The sequence below is a fragment of the Streptomyces bathyalis genome (assembly GCF_015910445.1).
Taxonomy (GTDB): domain Bacteria; phylum Actinomycetota; class Actinomycetes; order Streptomycetales; family Streptomycetaceae; genus Streptomyces; species Streptomyces bathyalis.
Window position 1 is genome coordinate 3,942,352 of record NZ_CP048882.1, and the last position, 14,249, is coordinate 3,956,600.

The following is a 14,249-nucleotide window of genomic DNA, read 5'->3' on the forward strand; positions in this document are numbered from 1 at the left end:
TCGGCCTTCCCGCTGCGTCCGTGGATGTCGTTCCGAATGCAGTACGGAGTGCCCTCGATGGGCGGATCCCTGCGGTCGGGCTCCGGGGCGGGGGTGCCAATTCGGTGCCGGACGAGGTCAGTCGGGCCGGTTGCCGTCGTCGCCCTTGCCGAGGATCTCGCAGACGTACCGGAACTCCTCCGTGAGGCGGGTGGCTTCGACGAGAAGGACGCCGTACGGCCGGGAGTGGTCACCGCTGGGCAAACCCCGCTCGTCGGCGCCGTCGGCCAGCCGGACGCGGCGCTCGTCGGCGCGCCGGACCAAGTCCTGGAGCTCCTTCAGCTGTTCGGTCCGGGGGGCCGAGCCGAGATCGCAGAGGGCGTCCGTCACGTCGCTGACGGCACCGAGGAAGTCGGCGTACTCGCGCAGGAAGTCGGCGTAGGGGGACGTCCACGTCTCCTCGTACCAGAGGTCCAACGAGCGGGTCATCGAGACCAGTTGCCGGGTGATGCGGTCCAGCGCCTCAACCAGTGGGCCGTAGGTGGAGAATCCGGTGTGCCGGTGGTGGCGGGCGCTGCGCCGGGGGTTGTAGTGGATGCTCTCCCACGCGGTGGCCACGTGCGTACGGGCCTGGGCAACGGTCTTCTCCAACTCCCCCGCACGATGGCGCCAGTTGCTGGTGCGTTCGGCCTCCAGGTCACCCTCGCGCACTCCCGAGACGACGTCCCGGAACAGATCCGTCATCGAGCGGCAGACGATCTGGATTCCCCTTTCGGCGCTGCGGTAACGCATCGGCGGGAAGACGAGCATGTTCACGGCGATTCCCAACCCGCAGCCGATCAGGACGAGCAGAAGGATCTGCCCGAGTTGCTCGAAGCGAGCCACGGTCTGCGTGGCCATCACGTAGAGGGAGAAGGCGAAGAACGCGGCGGTGCTCACCTGCGTGCCCTGGGCGCCGAGCTTCGGCCAGCGGGAGAGCGTCAGCGCGACAAGTGCCATGACCGCGAAGGCCAGCAGGTTCGGGCCCAGCGCGAACGCCAGCAGACCCTGCAGGACCACGCCTGCGGCCACGGCGACGACGTACCGGAGCGACTGCACCACCGACTGGTAGACGGTCACCTGCATCATCAGCACGGCGGAGAACGGGGCGAAGGCCGGGGCCTGAGCTGCCATGAGTTCATGGGCCACGCCCCACGCGAGCGTCGCGGCAAAGGCGCTCTTCACGACGAGAAGCACGAGGTGACGTTCGTAGCCCTCGGCCCGCCGGACACGGCGGAACCATTCGACGGCCCGGCGGGCGTTGCCCGGGGGACTCATCATCGGGTCATTGGCTTCTTGCACGTGCTCCACGACTCCCTTCTGGCTGCTGCTGACCGGTCCTTCCGGAGTGCTCCCTGCCGCTCGGTGTCCGTCCCCAACTCGCCGCGCTCCACGGCCCTCACGACCCGGAAGAGCGGCTCGAATGCTTCGCCGACGCGGGACCTCCGGTTTGAACGCCGCGTACGGGGTCAAACGGACGTGAGCCTCGGACGTCGGAACGGCTTCGAGGCGGTACCGGGCACCTGTCTCTCGGTTGCCCCCGGGACTCGGTGGGCGGCGACAGGTGGTCCCCCGCGACAAGCGCTCTGGAGGGTGCGCAATGGACTGGCGGTACCGGGCCGCGTGCCGGGACGAAGACCCTGAGCTGTTCTTTCCCATCGGCTCATCGGGGCCCGCGCTGATGCAGATCGAGGAGGCCAAGGCGGTCTGCCGCGTCTGCCCTGTGAGAAGTCAGTGCGAGACCTTCGGATTCGGTGAGTACGACGGGGTCTGGGGTGGCCTTTCGGCCGCCGAGCGGCGACGCGCCAACGGGGCCGACCGGGTCGGGCCGTCCGCGGCATGAACGGAGCGTGTGCGCGCGCCGGTGCGGGTGCCTGTGCGGTGCCTGTGCGTGTCCGTGCCCGTGCGTGTGTGCCGTGGTCGGGGTCGTCCGGGGACGCGGGGGCGTCGAAGCCTTCGCACGGCCTGCTGCGGTGCGGCACTCGTCTCGCTGCTCCTGCCAGTCTCGGTACGGAGATTCCGGTGGGAGCAACGGCACTGCACGAGCCGACGCCCCGAACCGCGCACGGCGGGGGCGTTGTTGTCTCCCGTGAGATGCCTGCTGGCCGAAGCACTCGGGCCCTGCGTGTCCACGGAGCGCCGGGCGAAACCTGATACGGGTGAGGAGCCGTTCCGAATACGGGTCAGGAGCCGTTCCGATGTCTCCGACGAGGACCCGTTATCTCAGCGGCCGGCTGGTAACCCGTCCCGCATGACTCACCGGGCAATGACCGTCGGATACTTCCTGGCCTGCGAGGACCACGGGCCCCGCGAGCTGGTGGAGCAAGCCCGCATGGCCGAACAGGCGGGCTTCACGTCGCTGTGGATCTCGGACCACTACCACCCCTGGAACAACACGCAGGGTCATTCGCCCTTCGTCTGGTCCGTGATCGGGGCGCTGGCGGAGGCCACTTCGCTGCCGGTGGAGACCGCCGTGACGTGTCCGACGCTGCGCACCCATCCGGCCGTCGTCGCGCACGCGGCGGCGACCTGTGCCGTGATGCTCGGCGCGGACCGGTTCAGGCTCGGCGTGGGCAGCGGCGAAGCGCTCAACGAACACATCCTCGGGAAGGCCTGGCCCGAGGCGCCGGTGCGCCTGGAGATGCTGGAGGAGGCCGTCGGGGTCATCAGGCAGCTGATGAGCGGCGACCAGGTCAGCCACCGCGGCAGGCACTACACCGTCGAGAACGCCCGGCTCTACGACGTGCCGTCCGAGCCCGTGCCCATCGACGTCAGTGGCTTCGGTCCCGCCGCAGTCGAGTTGGCCGCCCGGATCGGCGACGGGTTCATCACCATGGACCCCGACGAGGAGTCCGTCGCGCGGTTCAGGCGCGGCGGCGGAGGGCAGAAGCCGGCTCTCGGCGGCCTGAAGGTCTGCTACGACACGGACCGCGCGGCGGCGGTGAAGACCGTCCGTGACCGCTGGCCGAACATGTTCCTGCCGGGCGAACTGAACCAGGTGCTGCCCACGCCCGCCCACTTCGAGCAGGCGAGTCAACTGGTGACGCGGCAGCACGTGCTGGACGCGGGCATGGCGTGCGGTGACGACCCCGATGAACACGTCAGCAACCTGAAGGCCTACGCCGATGCCGGGTTCGACGCCGTCAACGTCAGCCAGATCGGCCCCGACATACGGGGGTTCTTCGACTTCTACCGGACCAAGGTCCTGCCGCAGTTGACCAGTTGAGACTCCGTTCTCCTGCAGCCGGACGACCCTGCCACCCCCACAAGGAGCGCAGCCATGACCGATCTGCCGAGCAGCAACTGCCGGCCGAAGCGGAGAGCAACCGCCGGCCCGGAGCACCGAGGACGCGGACCAGCTGGAGATGAAGCGAACCAGCGGGCGAGAGCGCTGAGTTGATGCAGCTGAACGCCGCTCGTCCCGCCGTTGTCCCGTCCCGCGCGGGCAGCGAGAGCAGCAGGAAGGACGGAATGCTGACACCGACCGTGTGCGTGACGGACAGGCCACGCGAGGACGAGACAGCCGCGATCTCCAACGGGCTCGACGAGTTCAACACCCAGGAGACGGGCGCCGACGATCAGCGCGAGCTCGCCGTGCTGGTGAAGGACCCCGCAACGGACAAGGTGATCGGCGGCCTGGTCGGCCGGACATCCTTCGGTCTCCTCTTCGTCGACTCCTTCCACCTGCCGCCTGAGGCACGGGGCTCCGGCCTGGGCAGTGAGATCCTCAGAGCCGCCGAGGAAGAAGGACGCCGGCGCGGCTGCCGCAACGCCGTCCTCTACACACTGAGCTTTCAGGCACCGGGCTTCTATCAGAAGAACGGCTGGTCCGTCTTCGGCGCGATTCCCTGCCTGCCGCCCGGCACGAGCAGGGTGTTCATGACGAAGGAACTCTGAACCAGGCCTGGTCGAGCACGGTGATCAGCTGTTCGGCGAACTCCTGCGGATACTGGGTGCAGCCGACGTGGCCGCCCGGGAATTCGGCGAGCTGCCGGTCCAGCAGTTCCGCCAGCCGGGAGGCTGGACCGTGCAGCGGTTCCTGCTACGGGAATCCCGCCCCACGGCGACCACCAGTTTGCGGGCGGCGGCGCGTAGGGCGGGGACGTCCGGTGCTGTGGTAACGAGCGAAGACGGTGGCGCGTGACGGTCGGCCACCGCTCCTGACGGGCGCACGGCACGCCCCGCCGGGACCCCGCCCCGGAGAAAATTCCGTACCGCCGCGGCCGGAAAGGGCGCAGACTCGTCCCATGTCTGACATGGGGGCGTTCCGTGAGGCGGTCACCGCGTGGGCGGCCGGCGGTCCCGGCGACCCCGCACGAGAGCTGGCCGCGCGCCTGCCCGTCCGGACAGTCGTCCTGGTCGAAGGGCCGAGCGATGTCGCAGCGGTCAGCGCGCTGGCCGCGAGCCGCGGCCGGAACCTGGCCGCCGAAGGAGTCTGCGTCCTGGCGATGGGCGGGGCGATGAGCGTCGGGCGCTTCACCCGCATCCTCGGCCCGTCCGGCCTGGGCCTCCGCCTCACCGGACTGTGCGACGAGGGGGAACGCCGTTACTACGCCCGCGGCTTGGCGCAGGCCGGCGCGGCAGAGCAAGGGTTCTTCGTCTGCGCGGCGGATCTGGAGGACGAACTCATCCGCGCGCTGGGCCCCGCACGGGTGGAGGAGCTCGTCCGGGCGGAGGGCGACCTGCGCGCACTGCGGACCTTCCTGCGCCAGCCCGCACAGCGCGGCCGTACCTCGCAGCAGCAGCTGCGGCGCTTCCTCGGCACGAAGAAGGGGCGCAAGATCCGCTACGGCCGAGTCCTCGTCGAGGCCCTCGAACCCGGCCGCACACCCGCCCCACTCGACGAACTGCTCACCAGCCTCTGACCGCTGGGTGATGCCGGGCCGGGCATTGCCGGCACCAACGCCCGCCCCGCGCCGCTTCGTTGACCACCGGAGAACGACGCACGGGCCCTGCGCCCGGCGGGCGCGGAGGGGTTACCGCGTTACTGCCCCACCCGGCCGTCGATGCATTCGCGCAGCAGATCGGCGTGCCCGCAGTGGCGGGCGTACTCCTCGACCCGGTGCACCCACAACTCCCGGACAGCGGTGCCGTCCTGACCCACCCGCGCGCCCAGATCCGAGTGCTCTTCCAGCACCGCATCGGTCGCCGCCTGTTCGCGAGCAAGGTCGGCGAACGCGCCCTCGACGACCGCCTGCTCCGCGACGGCGCCCTCGAAGTCGCCGTCGCCCGCGCCGTACAGCTTCGGTGCCGGGTCCTCCGGCAGGAGCCAGTTGCGCCAGTCGCGCTCCACCTCGGCAAGGTGGCGGACCAGTCCCAGCAGGGACATGGTCGACGGCGGTACGGACCGGCGCGCCAGCTGCTGCGGATCCAACCCCTCGCACTTCATCCGCAGGGTCAGCCGATAGCCGCTCAGGAAGTCCTGCAGCGTCGCCAACTCGCCGTCAGGGCTGGCCCCGTCCTTGTTGCGCGGATCCTCGTCGGGGTCCGCCCACATGTCCGGGTAGACGTTCGCCTGGCTCCACCGCTCGGGTACGTCGCTCACCTTGTTGACGATGCCGAGCCGTGGGCCACCGTGCAAGCGAGTATTCACACCTGTCGGCGCCCCGCCTCGGCAGTGCGCCGATCCCTCGGTCCGCCGGACGGACGGGGGTGGACGGGATGGACGGACGGCCGCCGCCGGCCTGCACAGCGGGCGGCGGCCGTTGAGCGGCTACGCGCGCGGATCAGGAGAGGCTCAGGCCGTACATGCTGAGGACTTCGGTGATGGGCTGGTAGAAGGTCGAACCGGCGCTTGCCCCGACGATGAAGCCGAGGGCGGTGCCACCGGAGAAGGCGGGTCCGCCCTGGTCGCCCGGCTCCGAGTGGGCGGTGGACCGGAAGAGGCCGTTGACGGTGCCTTCCGGGTAGCTGACCGAGACGTTGACCGCCTGGACGGTGCCGCACTGGAAGCCGCTGACGCGTCCCACATGGCACATCGACTGGCCGACGGTGGGGGAGGCGGCGCGGGTGATGTCGACCGTCCCGCCGCTGCCGGTATTGATCTCGCCCGGGCGTGCGACGTCGGGGTTGGTGTAGCGGATCAGCCCGTAGTCGTTGACGGGGAAGGACGAGCCGGCCGTCGTGCCGACGGCGACGGTCATGGCGGGGTCGGCGTACCAAGTGGTCGCGCCTTCCACGCAGTGGCCCGGGCTGATGGCGTAGTCGTTGGTTCCGTCGGTGGCGTTGAAGCTCACGGTGCAGACGCGCCCTGCCGCGTAGAGGGAGTCTCCGCCTCGGACGGTCACCTGCCGGTTGGCGGCGTGCCGGTTCTGCTGCGTGTCAGTGCTCGCCGCAACGGACGCGTCCGCGCCCGGCGTTGCGTGTGCGGCCTGCGCGGGCAGTGAACCGAGAAGCAGTACGGCGAGTAAGGCGCCACCTGCGGCAAGGCGGCGGCGCGTCCCGGCACGCGGGGCTGCGTCGGGTCTTCGGGATCTTCGTGATCTCATCGTCGAGTCCTCCTGGTTGGCTGCGCTGCGGCCGAATTGCTGAACTGCCCGCCACAGCTTGCGTGTTGAGCCCGTTATCGGACGGTCTGTCCGAGCGTGCCCATTGTGTGAGAACGGTGGCGGGTGCACCAGATGTCTCGCGACCGCCCGCTTCACCCGCTGCCTCCGGGCACGATCCGGCGACCGGCGGCCACTCGGCAGGCTTGCCGAGCGCGGGGTGGAACCGGCCTCAGGGTCGGCACCGGGATTCACGGGGTGACGTCGGGTGCTGGTCACGCTCACAGCTGCGTGGGAAGCGTCCCGGGAGGGCCGAGGATGTCGATGCCCTGCTCTGCCGCTGCACCGGCGAGCGCGGCCGGGTCGCTGCGCCGGCCTGCGGGCGGAAGTTCGGCGCGGGGCGCGGGCTCGGCGGTGGCGCGCAGGAACTCCTCATACCCTGCAGGCGAGTTGATCACGAGCCAGCGGGCTCGTTCGGATTCGACCCTGTAGGTGTGCGGTACTCCGCGCGGAGCGAGCGCCGCCCGGCCGGCGGTCAGCACGACCTCGCGATCGCCCAGGAACAGCCGGACCTCGCCCTCCAGTACGTAGAACGTCTCCTCGTTCCGCCGGTGGACGTGCAGCGGAGGCATGTTGCCGCGCGCACCCAAGGTCTCGCTCAGGCTGTACGCGCCGCCGGACTGCTCGCCGCCGACGTGGACATACACGAGGTTGTCGTTCAACCACAGCGGCTGCGCGTGCTCTTGGGGCTGTGCGCTCTCCTGGGGAGGGGGATTCATGGGTCAGCGCTCCTCATGGACCGGTCGGGGCGACAGGGACGGCCATCCCGACCGCACTGACCGGACTCTCGCCGGTGGTCGCGTGGCCCTCCGGAGCCGGTCGTCGCACCGACGACCTCCGTCTGATGCGGTGCGTGCGTCCTGGGGCCCCCGATCGGTGCAGTCGGCGGGCCGGACCGGCGCCGGCGGGAGGCCTCCCGCCGCGATGTGGTCGGCGACAATACTCCCCGAACGGGCGATTTCCACCGCCACACACGGGGGTTCACCGCGGCGCTACGCCTACGCGCGAGTCGCGCGGGTCCCGGCCGGGAGAGAGAGGGGGCCCGACCGTTACGCGCACAGTGGTCAAGGCGCAGGCCCGGGTGGGCCCTTGGCCTGCCGCGCCTGCAACGGCGAGCGATACCCCCAAGTCGGCCCCGTATCCGTCGTCTTGCTCAACGTTGCTCAACTCGGCTTGGTACCAAGGACCCGGGGCAGGCTGGCCGGCCTCGGCCGCATCCAGCGGATGTGCGAGAGCCCTCGCGAGTCTGTGGGCCCAGCCCGCGAACGGGGCCCCTGCACTTGAGGAGCGGGCCGGGCGCCGGGGAGTGCCCCGCGCCCGGAGAAACCCTCAGTGACCGCGGATGAAATCCGCGATCAACTCGCTGATCCGAGCCGGTTGTTCCACGCTGCTCGAATGTCCGCAGTCCTCGACGACCTCCAGGCGGGCCTCGGCGATCCGTTCGGCGATGAGTTCGGCCTTGTGCACGGGGGTCGCCGCATCGTCCTGGCCCACTATGACGAGCGTCGGCGCGGTGACGGCGCCGAGCTCGCCCTCGATCGGTTCCCGGTCGGTGACACCGTGGATCGCCTTGGTCATTCCCGACCGCTTGACCCTTGCAAGGCGCGCCACCCATTCGTCGATGACCTCCGCGAACGCGGGATCCGACAGGGAGCTCGGCGCGAACATGATCGGCAGCACCTGCTTCTTGACCGGTTTGATGCCGATGAGCCGGTAGACGCTTGCGAGCAGGCGGTAGCGGGACACCTTGTCGGGGTCCTCGGGACCGGCACTGGTGTCGAGGAGCGTGAGCGAGCGGATCAGTTCGGGGCGGCGTGCGGCGATCCGCATGCCGACGAAACCCCCCATGGAGAGCCCGGCAAAGTGCACGGCCCCCACGTCCAGATGCTCGATGAGCGCGATGGCGTCGAGGCTGAGGGTGTCCATGTCGAACTTTCCGGCCGGTGCGTTCGACTCGCCCTGCCCCCGCCAGTCGAGCGTCACACAACGGAACTCGTGTGCCAGCGCCCGCACCTGCGGCTCGAACATCCAGCCGCTGAACAGCAGACCGTGCCCGAAGACGATCGTCGGGGCGTCGGGCTTCTCCGGGGGGCACCGGTATCGGTGTAGTGGATCCGAGCGGCACCGCGGGTCAGGGTGGGCATGGCTTCTCCAAGCGTCTGTTGCCGGATCACGAGCGGCGCTCGCTTCGTACGCGGGACGAGCGACTTCTCCGCGCAGGGTTCGCGCAACGTCTCAACGGGAGGTAGGCGCTGACAAGGGTGCGGCAGCGGTCCGTCCCTCATCCATGAACGCGGGCGGGGCGCGGCGCCGTGACGTTCAGGCCCGGCTCGCGGGCTGCCCTCGTACCGGGCAGCGCTGGGGGCCTCGGAATGAGCGCCGCGGGGGCGTACCGTCGCCGATCCGCGGCAACCGGGTGACCCCGCGGCGTGCGATCGCGAGAACGCGAGGATTGCGCCCGGGGCCGATACTGGGTTCAGCATCGTAGGTGCTGCCATCGGGTCACGGTGAGGAGCCACCCTCGAGCGGTGCTCCCGCGTGGTCCCGCTGGGAAGGCACGAGGTGGTGGTGATGGACGCGTCGTTGTTCGGCGAGGGGCCGGAGGACCCATTCGCGGTGGGTCCCGCGGCCTCGCTCGTACTCGACGATCACGGAACGGTCGTGGGCTGGAGTGAGCCTGCCGAGCAGCTGCTCGGCCATTCGCCCGAAGAGGTGCTCGGCCGCCCGGCCTGTGACGTCCTGGTGGACCCCGGTGATCGCGAAGCGGTCATGGAGTCGGTGGCGGCATGCCGGGATGGCCGGGGATGGTTCGGCGTCGTGCCCGTGCGGCACCGCGATGGGCATCGCGTGGAGCTGGGCTGCCGCGCCAGGGCTGTCGTCAGGCCCGATTCCAGCCGGGAGTGGATCTTCGTCGGCGCCCCGGCCGAAGACGTGGACCGCTGGGAGACGGAGCGGTCTTTGCTGTACGGGCTGTTCCGCAAGTGCCCGATCGGACTCGCGGTGTTCGCCCCGGACCTGAGCATCCTGCGGGTGAACCGGGCGATCGCGAAGTTCAGCGACTTCTCGGCGGAGGAACACAGCGGCCGACGGGTGGGCGACTTCCTGCTGCAGCCGGATGCTGAGGCGGTCGACGCGCAACTACGGGAGGTACTGGAGTCGGGGACGTCCTCGCTCTTCGCCGAGCAGCTCTGCCGGACCACCCTGGACCCTGCCCGGGAGATGATCGTGTCGGTCTCCGCCTTCCGGATGCAGAACCCCGCCGGGCGGGTCTTCGGGGTGGCGCAGACGGTCGAGGACGTGACCGACCGCTACCGGGCCCGCCACCGGCTGGCGCTGCTCAACGAGGCCAGTGGCCGCATCGGCACCACCCTGAACGTGGCGAAGACCGCTCGCGAACTGGCCGAGGCGGTGGTGCCCGACCTGGCCGACTGTGCCTCCGTGGACCTGCTGCAGCCGGTGATCCGCGGTGACGAGCCGATGCCGGGGGCGTCCGGACCGGCGCGCAGGATGGCCGTCCACTGTGTCCCGCCGGAGATGTCGCAGGTCATGGTCCCGGTCGGCGACGTGACGTCCTTCCCCCCGGATTCCCCGCACTTCCGGTGTGTGATCGAGCAACGCCCGATCCTCGAAACGCAACTCGACAGCCGCCGTCCGTGGTCGTCCGGCACCCCGGAGCCGGGGGAGCGCGCGCTCGAGCTGGGCGTCCACTCGTTGATGGTGGTGCCGTTGGCGGCGCGCGGGATCGTGCTGGGCACCCTCGGCCTGTGGCGGTCGCGACGGCCGGCGCCGTTCGAGGAGGACGACCTCACGCTCGCGGAGGAGATCGCCTCCCGCGCCGCGCTGTGCATCGACAACGCGCGCCGCTACACCCAGCAGCACCAGGCGGCACTCACCCTCCAGCACAGCCTGCTGCCGCACGAGGTCCCCGGCCACCCCGCGGCCGAGATCGCCCACCGCTACCGGCCGGCCGACCCGACCACCGGTGTCGGCGGCGACTGGTTCGACGTCATCCCGCTCTCCGGGCTCCGCATCGCCCTCGTGGTCGGTGACGTGGTCGGACACGGCACCCACGCCGCGGCCACCATGGGACGGCTGCGCACCGCCGTGCACACGCTGGCCAACCTGGACCTCACCCCGGACGAGGTGCTCGCCCACCTGGACGATCTCGTCGGGCGCCTGGCCTCGGAGCAGGAGAAGAACGACGCCTATTCACCGCAGTTCATCGGCGCGACCTGCCTCTACGCCGTCTACGATCCGGTCTCCCGGATCTGCACCCTGGCACGTGCGGGGCATCTGCCGCCCGCCGTCGTCACCCCGGACGGAGAGGTGAGCATCCCCGAGGTGCCCGCGGGCCCGCCGCTCGGCCTGGGCGGGCTGCCGTTCGAGACCACCGAGCTGGAGCTGGACGAAGGCAGCCTGCTGGCCCTGTACACCGACGGCCTCCTCGAGGCCCGGCGGCGGGACCTCGACGACGGGTTGGCACGTCTGCGAGAAGCGTTGTCCGGAGCCGGCCGCACGCTGGAGGAGACGTGCACCGCGGTGGAGGATGCGCTGCTGCCCGAACGGCCCGCCGACGACGTCGCGCTGCTCATCGCCCGTACCAGGGCCCTGACTGCGGAGAAGGTGGCCACCTGGGAGCTGCCCGCGGAGCCCACTGCCGCAGCGGAGGCGCGAACCGCGGCGACACGTCAACTCACCGAGTGGGGGCTGGAGGAGATGAGCGTCACGACCGAACTCATCGTGAGCGAGCTGGTCACCAACGCCTACCGCTACGCCGACGGGCCGATGACCCTGCGCCTCATCCGTGACCGCGACCTCATCTGCGAAGTCTTCGACACCAGCAGCACCTCCCCCCGCATGCGCCGGGCCCGCGGCACGGACGAGGGCGGCCGTGGACTCTTCCTCGTGGCCCAACTCGCGCAGCGCTGGGGCACTCGGTACGTACACGAGGGCAAGACCATCTGGGCCGAGCAGCCGCTGAGCTCCTCCGCGTCGACGACGTAGCCCACCGGACGGCGAAGCGGTTCCCGAGCGGATCGACGTCCACAGGGCTGCCCGAGCCACCGAAACGGCTTCAACAGGACGCCGTTTCGGCCCGGAGTTCGGGAATCCTGGGGCCGAAGGGGACGGTGCGGCCCGGGCGTTCGCGCCGGCAGGTGATCCGTTCGTCCGTCGTCAGCGCAGAGCGTCAACTCACGGAAGTTGCCTGCCGGATGGTGTCCACCGTCAACCGACCGGTGCCGTCACCTGCCCTCAGCTCACCGGGCGTACAACTCATCCAGCTCCTGGCCGATCGCTTCGCGCAGGCCGTCCTGCTCAGGGCCGAGCCGGAACCGCTCGTCGCGCCACCGGTCTCCGGGGTAGAGCCAGACAGGCACCCCCACCAACTCGGCCGGTTCCCAGTCGAATCGTGGCCAGACATGTGCGTGCAGGAAGCCGTCGGTGTTGCCCAGGATCTCCAGGTTGACCCGCCGAAACGCCGGATCCGCGCGCCGGCAGGCCCGTTCGACGGCTTCGCCGAGGTTGTCCATCTCGGACAGGAAGCTCAGACGCTTGTGCCTCGGAAGGTCCGAGAGCCGTTGAACAGCTGGGTCGTCCACCAGGAGAACCGAATACCCCGGCAGGAACTGGACGTCGCCGATCACCGCGAAGCCTGCCGTCAGGCGCCGCAGGACCGTGGGGTTCTCGCCGCGAAGAGCGCTGCCGATCCGGTCTTGTCGCCAGTCTTCAGTCATCGCCCAGAACCTGCCGCCGGCGCATCAGGCTCCCTCGTCGGCCTTCACAGCCGTCGCACCTTGCTGCTGCACGGCGGCTTCATCGGCGGACGGGACCGGGACCGCGTCGTCGCTTCCCTGGTCCTCGGTACCGTGCTCCTCGGTGCCGGCGCCCGGGGCCCGGTTCGGCAGCTTCGCCGCGACGACGACCGTCACCAGGGCGAGAGCGGCCGCGACGCCGAAGGCCAGCTTCATCCCGCCCACCTGCGCGGGCACGGCGGCGACGCCGTCGGCGACCAGTTGACTGGCGCGCGCGGACATCACGGTCACCACAAGCGCGGTCCCGAACGCTGCCGCGACCTGCTGCAACGTCCCGAGCATGGAGCTGCCGTGCGAGTACAGGTGCGGGGGAAGCCCGCCCAGGCCCAGCGTGAAGACCGGGGTGAACGTCGCCGCCAGGCTGACCATCAGCAGTGCGTGCAACCCCAGCACCTGCCAGTACGGCATCGTCATGGAGACCTGGGTGAGGCCGCCGAGGGCGAGCAGCGTGGCGATCGAGCCGGGCAGCACCAGTGGCCGGCTGCCGAAACGGTCGAAGAGCTTTCCGACGGTCGGTCCCAGCAGGCCCATGGCCAGCCCGCCCGGCATGACCAGCATGCCGGTCTCCAGCGGGCTGAGCCCGCGCAGGTTCTGCAGGTACAGCGGCAGCAGAATCATCGATCCGAGCATCGCCAGGAACCCGACGGACATCAGGATCAAGGACAGGGTGTAGGTGCGGTGCCTGAGGATGCGCAGGTCCATCAGAGGCGCACCGGTGCGTTGCAGCTTGAGCTGGCGGATCACGAAGACGGCGATCGTCGCGACCCCGGCGCTGACGATCCCGATGCCGAGCCCGACCCGGCCGTCGCTGTCGCCGAAGAGGCTCAGGCCGTACACCAGGCCCCCGAAGCCGAGTGCCGCCACGCCCACGCTGGGCCAGTCGATGGAGCTCGTCTGCGGGTCGCTTATGTTGTCCAGCTTGCGCAGCCCGAAGAAGGTCACCAGAGCCGCGATCGGCAGGACGACCACGAACAGCAGTCGCCAGGAGCCGAGTTGCAGGATCAGCCCGGACACGGCAGGTCCGAGCGCGGGCGCCACCGAGATCGCCAGGGTGACGTTGCCCATCACCCGGCCGCGGTCATGCTCGGGCACCACGGTCATCAACGTGGTCATCAGCAGGGGCAACATCACGGCTGTGCCCGCGGCCTGCACGATCCGGCCCAGCAGCAGCACTGCGAAGGACGGCGCGACGGCTGACAGGGCGGTACCCGCGAGGAATACGCCCATCGCTATCGCATAGGCCTGGCGAGTGGTGACCCGCTGCAGGAACCAGCCTGTGATCGGAATCACGGCGGCCATGGTGAGCATGAACGCGGTGGATACCCACTGCGCCGCCTGCTCGGTGACGCGCAAGGAGTCCATCAGCCGCGGAATGGCGTTGATCATGATGGTCTCGTTGAGGATCACCACGAACGTGGCCAGTACGAGCAGCCGCACCACCGTCGGTGTGCGGCCGGCCCGCACGGCCGGTCTTTCCTGGATCGCAGCTGACATGGGAGCACCTCGTCGTGGTTCAGGTCACAGTCGTTCCGCGGCCGAGCGCCGTCGGTTCGAAAGTGGGTGTGGGCACCGGTGAAGACCGGCATGCCTGGCAGAACTCATCGGTCGGCCTGAGTGTTCCGCATCGCTGCGCAGATCTCCTCCGAATTCTCGTCCGCTCGACGAAGCGAGAGCCACGTCCAAGCGCCACGTGCTGTCTGTGCCCGCCGGGGCACCGCCGCTGTCGGAAGCTGCCGGCGTCGCAACGGGCGCCAAGGACGGCCGAGTTGGCGAGAGAGCCAACTGGACGGCTCCGGTGGTGGACGGTGCCGTGCGCATCAGGGCGGAAAGTCCCAGCCCTGCACGGCAGCCCGGTGGACAAGCACCTGCCTGT

The 14,249-nt window shown here is 70.1% G+C and carries 12 protein-coding genes; 5 read left to right on the forward strand and 7 right to left on the reverse strand.

Annotated elements, in window-relative coordinates; all coding sequences use genetic code 11:
• Positions 1-117: 117 nt before the first annotated feature.
• Entirely contained in the window at positions 118-1,320 is a 1,203-nt protein-coding gene (locus tag G4Z16_RS17175; RefSeq protein ID WP_246530905.1) for an FUSC family protein, read from the reverse strand.
• A 298-nt stretch (positions 1,321-1,618) separates the two neighbouring features.
• Between G4Z16_RS17175 and G4Z16_RS17180 the strand changes: the two genes are divergently transcribed.
• From G4Z16_RS17180 to G4Z16_RS17195, 4 genes are all read left to right on the forward strand, one after another.
• On the forward strand, positions 1,619-1,861 hold the full coding sequence (locus G4Z16_RS17180) for a WhiB family transcriptional regulator (protein ID WP_197351647.1): 243 nt from the start codon (positions 1,619-1,621) through the stop codon (positions 1,859-1,861).
• Between the two features lie 408 nt (positions 1,862-2,269).
• The gene (locus G4Z16_RS17185) at positions 2,270-3,244 is read left to right on the forward strand and encodes a TIGR03557 family F420-dependent LLM class oxidoreductase (RefSeq protein ID WP_425508088.1); all 975 of its coding nucleotides are present in this window, start codon (positions 2,270-2,272) and stop codon (positions 3,242-3,244) included.
• A gap of 245 nt (positions 3,245-3,489) precedes the next feature.
• On the forward strand, positions 3,490-3,915 hold the full coding sequence (locus G4Z16_RS17190; RefSeq protein ID WP_197351648.1) for a GNAT family N-acetyltransferase: 426 nt from the start codon (positions 3,490-3,492) through the stop codon (positions 3,913-3,915).
• Positions 3,916-4,265: 350 nt separating this feature from the next.
• Positions 4,266-4,883: a TOPRIM nucleotidyl transferase/hydrolase domain-containing protein gene (locus tag G4Z16_RS17195; protein WP_197351649.1), complete on the forward strand. Its 618-nt coding sequence runs from the start codon at positions 4,266-4,268 to the stop codon at positions 4,881-4,883.
• 119 nt (positions 4,884-5,002) lie between these two features.
• Here the strand turns inward: G4Z16_RS17195 and G4Z16_RS17200 are convergent, their stop codons facing one another.
• From G4Z16_RS17200 to G4Z16_RS17215, 4 genes are all read right to left on the reverse strand, one after another.
• Positions 5,003-5,563, reverse strand: coding sequence for a DinB family protein (locus tag G4Z16_RS17200; protein ID WP_197351650.1), 561 nt, complete (start codon positions 5,561-5,563; stop codon positions 5,003-5,005).
• A gap of 181 nt (positions 5,564-5,744) precedes the next feature.
• Positions 5,745-6,506, reverse strand: coding sequence for a S1 family peptidase (locus tag G4Z16_RS17205; protein WP_197351651.1), 762 nt, complete (start codon positions 6,504-6,506; stop codon positions 5,745-5,747).
• Positions 6,507-6,784: 278 nt separating this feature from the next.
• Entirely contained in the window at positions 6,785-7,282 is a 498-nt protein-coding gene (locus G4Z16_RS17210; RefSeq protein WP_197351652.1) for a quercetin 2,3-dioxygenase, read from the reverse strand.
• Positions 7,283-7,892: 610 nt separating this feature from the next.
• The gene (locus G4Z16_RS17215; RefSeq protein WP_197351653.1) at positions 7,893-8,591 is read right to left on the reverse strand and encodes an alpha/beta fold hydrolase; all 699 of its coding nucleotides are present in this window, start codon (positions 8,589-8,591) and stop codon (positions 7,893-7,895) included.
• 543 nt (positions 8,592-9,134) lie between these two features.
• On the opposite strand from G4Z16_RS17215, the gene G4Z16_RS17220 reads away from it, so the two are divergent.
• Positions 9,135-11,567, forward strand: a complete 2,433-nt coding sequence (locus G4Z16_RS17220; protein WP_197351654.1) for a SpoIIE family protein phosphatase — start codon at positions 9,135-9,137, stop codon at positions 11,565-11,567.
• Between the two features lie 254 nt (positions 11,568-11,821).
• On the opposite strand, the gene G4Z16_RS17225 is transcribed toward G4Z16_RS17220, so the two are convergent.
• Positions 11,822-12,298: an HIT family protein gene (locus G4Z16_RS17225; RefSeq protein ID WP_197351655.1), complete on the reverse strand. Its 477-nt coding sequence runs from the start codon at positions 12,296-12,298 to the stop codon at positions 11,822-11,824.
• A gap of 24 nt (positions 12,299-12,322) precedes the next feature.
• Positions 12,323-13,870, reverse strand: a complete 1,548-nt coding sequence (locus G4Z16_RS17230) for an MDR family MFS transporter (protein WP_197351656.1) — start codon at positions 13,868-13,870, stop codon at positions 12,323-12,325.
• Positions 13,871-14,249: the final 379 nt, after the last annotated feature.

What these genes read in the sequence shown, in the direction of transcription:
- G4Z16_RS17220 (WP_197351654.1), top strand. Translation starts at nt 9,135, where the DNA reads ATGGACGCGTCGTTGTTCGGCGAGGGGCCGGAGGACCCATTCGCGGTG.
- G4Z16_RS17180 (WP_197351647.1), top strand. Translation starts at nt 1,619, where the DNA reads ATGGACTGGCGGTACCGGGCCGCGTGCCGGGACGAAGACCCTGAGCTG.
- G4Z16_RS17230 (WP_197351656.1), bottom strand. Translation starts at nt 13,870, where the DNA reads ATGTCAGCTGCGATCCAGGAAAGACCGGCCGTGCGGGCCGGCCGCACA.
- G4Z16_RS17215 (WP_197351653.1), bottom strand. Translation starts at nt 8,591, where the DNA reads ATGTTCGAGCCGCAGGTGCGGGCGCTGGCACACGAGTTCCGTTGTGTG.
- G4Z16_RS17210 (WP_197351652.1), bottom strand. Translation starts at nt 7,282, where the DNA reads ATGAATCCCCCTCCCCAGGAGAGCGCACAGCCCCAAGAGCACGCGCAG.
- G4Z16_RS17225 (WP_197351655.1), bottom strand. Translation starts at nt 12,298, where the DNA reads ATGACTGAAGACTGGCGACAAGACCGGATCGGCAGCGCTCTTCGCGGC.
- G4Z16_RS17205 (WP_197351651.1), bottom strand. Translation starts at nt 6,506, where the DNA reads ATGAGATCACGAAGATCCCGAAGACCCGACGCAGCCCCGCGTGCCGGG.
- G4Z16_RS17185 (WP_425508088.1), top strand. Translation starts at nt 2,270, where the DNA reads ATGACTCACCGGGCAATGACCGTCGGATACTTCCTGGCCTGCGAGGAC.
- G4Z16_RS17195 (WP_197351649.1), top strand. Translation starts at nt 4,266, where the DNA reads ATGTCTGACATGGGGGCGTTCCGTGAGGCGGTCACCGCGTGGGCGGCC.
- G4Z16_RS17190 (WP_197351648.1), top strand. Translation starts at nt 3,490, where the DNA reads ATGCTGACACCGACCGTGTGCGTGACGGACAGGCCACGCGAGGACGAG.